Raw genomic sequence first — 4,443 nt, forward strand, 5'->3', positions numbered from 1 at the left:
AGCTTATGGGCAGTATGAGCAGCGCTATTGCAAAATGGCACATGGAAGAAGGGCTGGCCAAGGGGCGTGAAGAAGGCCGGGAAGAAATGAGAAAGAAAATGCAGGTGCAGATGCTTGCCTGTATCAGAACGCTGATGGATTCGTTTCACATTTCTGCGGAGGATGCAATGAAACGCATGAGTATTCCTGAAACCGATCAGGAGGCATACCTGAAGCTTCTCGGGGAATCCTGAGGAATATTTTCGGTGCGTTTTTCCCGCTGATATGCAGGGCGGCCTTTTTGTCGGTACGGAAGCCCTTTGGATTTTTTACGCCCCGGTAATCCCCCTCTTTTTTCAAAAAACTGATCCCCTGTCCCAAAATTTGTTTTTTCGGGTTTAATTTCTGAAAACCGCACCCCATTTAAAGAATATACTCATACTAACGGAGCCGGCCGTTTCAGGCAGGATCCTTTCCAACAGCGGCTTTTTTACAGGCGAGGGCAGCAGAGATGACTGAAAACAGTTCCGATACTGAATTTTCTGACGAAGAAAGAGAGCAGATTGGTGATTTCGAGAATCTTTACAGCAAGGACGAGTTTGCCGGCAAGTTCTGGGCAGAATTCAAGGAATTTGTTACCGGACTGTCCAAGGCTTCCATTCTGGTCCTGGGGGGTAGCGGTGCCGGCAAGAGCACTCTCGTGAATCTGGTGTTCAACAGTGAGATAGCCCAGAGCGGTAACGGCCGTCCGGTAACCAAAGGCATTGATGAATACGAAAATGATCTCGTTCATATCTATGACAGTGAAGGCTATGAATTCGGTCAGGAGAATCAGGAACACTATGAAGGTCTTATTATGGACTTCGTTAACGGCCATGAGCGTGCCGGGGATCCTGTGGATGTCTGCTGGTACTGTATCAGTGCCCCGGGAGCCCGGGTGGTGGAGACGGATATCAGCATGATTTCCAGGCTGAATGCCCTGGGGAAGCCGGTAGCCGTGGTGCTTACCCAGGTGGATCAGGCCACCGAGGAGCAGTGTGCCGGGCTCAAATCCGAGATTCTTTCCCGAACCTCTGTAAGAAGCGATTCCCTGTTCGAAGCCACCACAGATTCAGAGGTTCCGGTTGTGAGAGGGGTAGCGGATCTTTATGACTGGACCCGGGACCGGCTTCCGGAATCCCGGAGAGCATCCTTTATGGGAGCCGCCAGAAGAGATATGGACCGGAAGTCTGCCGATGTGGACGCTTTCCTTCTGAAGTATGCTGCCACTGCCTTCGGAATCGGGGCGACCCCGATTCCGGTGCCCAGTGCCGCAGCTCTGGTACCGCTGCAGATGAAGATGCTGTCGGAGATTGCCGTCAGATGGAATGTGCTGTCCATGGAACAGACCATGGGCTCTCTGCTGACCCAGATGGTGACAACCACGGTAGGAAGAACTGTCGCTGCCAGTCTCCTGAAGCTGATTCCGGGGGCCGGACAGCTGGTAGGCGGAATCATAAACGGCTCCGTGGCCGGGGCAATAACCTATGGCGTGGGCAAGGCCTTTAACTACGGCTGCTACCAGCTCCAGAAAAGTCAGCTTGACGGTACGAAATTCGATTTTGATGCTTTTCTTAAAAATGAATTCGTGCAGATGGCCCTGAAAATGGCCACGTCATTTAAATCCGGAAAGAAGTAGCCGGAAGAAGGCTGTTACCTTCGCCTGGTCAGGAGAGACTGTTCCGGAACGGTGTTTCGGGACGGTTTCTGTTTTTAGGGAGTCCGCAGTGATATCCGGGGCTCTGGTTTTAAAAGAAGACAGGAGGGCTTTCATGGGGAACTCGTTTGGCACTGATAACGAAAATGATGTCACCAATGTTCTTCTTCTGGGAAAGACCGGAGTCGGCAAGTCGGCGCTTCTGAACTATCTTTTCGGGGAGAATATTGTCAGATCCGGTTCCGGAGCTCCCGTTACCTCCCGGGGAATTCATCCCCAGCCTCCGTTTAGGTACGGGAGGATGATGATCCGCATCTACGACAGCTGGGGGCTGGAGCCCGGAGACAGTGCCACCTGGAAGAGCATTATCGAGCAGGAGATCGGCAAAACCCGCACGGCCAGTGTGGAGGAATGGTTTCATACCATTATCTACTGCGTGGATGCCCAGAAAAGCCGCCTTGATGACTTTGAGATACAGTGCATCATAAGACCGCTTCTGGATGACGGAAACCAGATTGTGTTTGTGCTGACCAAGGCTGATATTGCCGGGACCGCAAAGCTTGCAGCAGTACAAAAGGTGATTACGGAGGAGTTCCCGGGGGTGATGGTTTTTCCGGTGGGCTCCGTGGAGGCGCGGCTCAGAAACGGCACCGTGAAGAAGCCCATGGGAAGGGAGCCTTTACTGCGGCATTTTGCGGTAAACCTCAGAAGGAATCTCATAAACCAGTTTCTGAGAAATTCCGAGACCCTGACGGCAGCCTTCATCTCCAGTGCGCACCAGCGGGCGCTGGCTGCCGTAAAAAGGGAGCTGGGCATGCTGGGAACCGCCTCCTACCGTCGCCGGTTCAGAAAATTTCTTGAGGATGCCATTTCCCGGGAATACCAGGAGGCCTCACGGGCGCTTTTCGGGCGGATGAACATGGATCTTGAGACTATCAACAGGATCTCCTTCTCGGTGTTTGAGAATTTCAGAGGGGAGGTTATTTCCTTTGACAATGCCCTCCTTCCGGTGCTGGCGGACGGGAGCAGGGTGGCCGGGATGTTTCGGGGGCGGGATCTCCTCCTCTTGCTTCTGGGCGGGCCCGGCATGCTGGTGCTTTTTATAAGAAATCTTTTTCGGAGCAGTCATTATCTTCAGGAAACTGAGAAGCTGCTCGGGGAGGCTGACGCCCGGCTGCGCGATGAAAGCAGGCGGTTTCTTGAGGCGGTTCGGAAGACAGAGAAGGCCCGTACCTGGGAAAGATGATCCCGGGGAGTCCGGATTTTAAGGAAATGTTTTCAGAAAAGCCGTCCTGATTTAAAATACACCTGGCGACTGCCGGAGAGAGATACTTTCTGCGTGCCGGCGGAAGTTTTGTTTTTTGGAATAGCGGAGAATAGCAAAAATGTCAGGGATGAGGGGTGCGCCTGTTTGCGGCAGGGGGATTTTCAGAAAAGGGCTCAGACTGCTGTCCGTAGCGGCAGTCCTCGGAGCGGCGCTCTTAGGATCTGAAGTGTTCGCCGGCAGCAGTACCGGGGTGGCTCCGGGGCGTTATGCCATTCGCGAGGGGCATAATTTCTACAACTATCATACCTTCAGCTGTGCCGGTCAGAGCGCATTTTACTGCGGCTACCTTGATGAAAACCTGCTGACTGCTGCTGAAAAGGCCCTGCTGGAGGATGCCGGTTCGGTTATCGGGGATCTTACGGTTCAGAAATCGGAGAAGGGCGACAACTATGCGGTTTCCGGAAATTTCTACCTTTCCCGGGTGTGCACGCTCTCCACGGCAGACAGGATGGAGGATACGGGACGCTATATTTCTGTTCCCTGCTCCCTGGACGCCGCTTCCGGAGAACTGTCCTGCGTTTTCAGGGTAGATTATGACATTCCGTCCGGGATCACCTTCCGCATGAAGCAGAATCCGGACCGGTCGCTTTCCCTGAAGCTGGAAACTCAGGAACCGGATTTGCCGCAGAACTATATTGACTGCATGAACGAAATGTCCTCCCGTAAGCTGTTTCCGGAATCTCAGAAGGATTACGAGGATAATATGTTCATGTCCGCCCGGATGCGCTATTTAAGAAATGACGGCGAGCTTAATGCAAAATGGAAGGAGCTTCCCAAGGAAAGAAGAAAGGAGCTTCTGCCGGCGCAGCGGAAATGGATCAAGTCCCGGGACTCTTTCTGCGGCCCCATTGACACTAAGAAGGACCGGATGAAGCTTTTGAGCATTTACGAATGCCATGCGGCTCTTACCGAAAAGAGAACCTACGAACTTCATTAAAAGTTTCTCAAATATTAGGACTGTTTACCGCCGCATTTTTTGAATGATAGTTTAAGCTTAATTCTTTGGAGGTCTGTCGCATCATCTCGGCTCGGGGGTGGGGAGTGGTTTACCTATTCCCACTTTTTCGAGTTCTTTGAAAACGATTCCGTTGGAAAGCCTTCCAAAATGCATTTTGAGTTTCGGGTATACACCTCTTTAACCTGTCAGACTTACTGCCTGATTTATGGGATCGGTTTATAGACGCTGAACAAAATGCGATATGGTTCAAATGTGTAAATGTTTCAAGAAAAAAGGCGAAAATCATTAAAAGTGATTTCCGCCTTGACTTTATATTTTATTAAGCATTACTCCTTCGGATTTTCAAAAATGAAATGTTCACCCATCGGAGTTGGTTTATTGAAAAAATGTATTAGGTCTTAAACCGTCTTTTTAAGGCTTCAGGGATTCTTGACAAAAGTGCTGGTGAATCCGTACCATATCGCACACAAAAATCGGGATGTG

4 protein-coding genes are annotated in these 4,443 nt (G+C 51.3%); all 4 read left to right on the forward strand.

The window, feature by feature from the left end; genetic code table 11:
* On the forward strand, positions 1-233 hold a 233-nt coding region (locus F557_RS0116320), incomplete at its 5' end, for a hypothetical protein (RefSeq protein ID WP_169335225.1).
* A gap of 257 nt (positions 234-490) precedes the next feature.
* Positions 491-1,657 carry a YcjF family protein gene (locus F557_RS0116325; protein ID WP_019003280.1) on the forward strand — a complete coding sequence of 389 codons (1,167 nt, stop codon included), beginning with the start codon at positions 491-493 and terminating at the stop codon, positions 1,655-1,657.
* A gap of 133 nt (positions 1,658-1,790) precedes the next feature.
* A complete protein-coding gene (locus F557_RS0116335) occupies positions 1,791-2,921 on the forward strand; it encodes a GTPase (RefSeq protein ID WP_019003282.1) in 1,131 nt (376 codons plus the stop codon).
* Positions 2,922-3,060: 139 nt separating this feature from the next.
* Complete coding sequence (locus tag F557_RS0116340; protein ID WP_019003283.1) at positions 3,061-3,939, forward strand: lysozyme inhibitor LprI family protein; 879 nt, start codon at positions 3,061-3,063, stop codon at positions 3,937-3,939.
* Positions 3,940-4,443: the final 504 nt, after the last annotated feature.

It is taken from the genome of Succinimonas amylolytica DSM 2873 (genome assembly GCF_000378405.1).
Lineage (GTDB): Bacteria > Pseudomonadota > Gammaproteobacteria > Enterobacterales > Succinivibrionaceae > Succinimonas > Succinimonas amylolytica.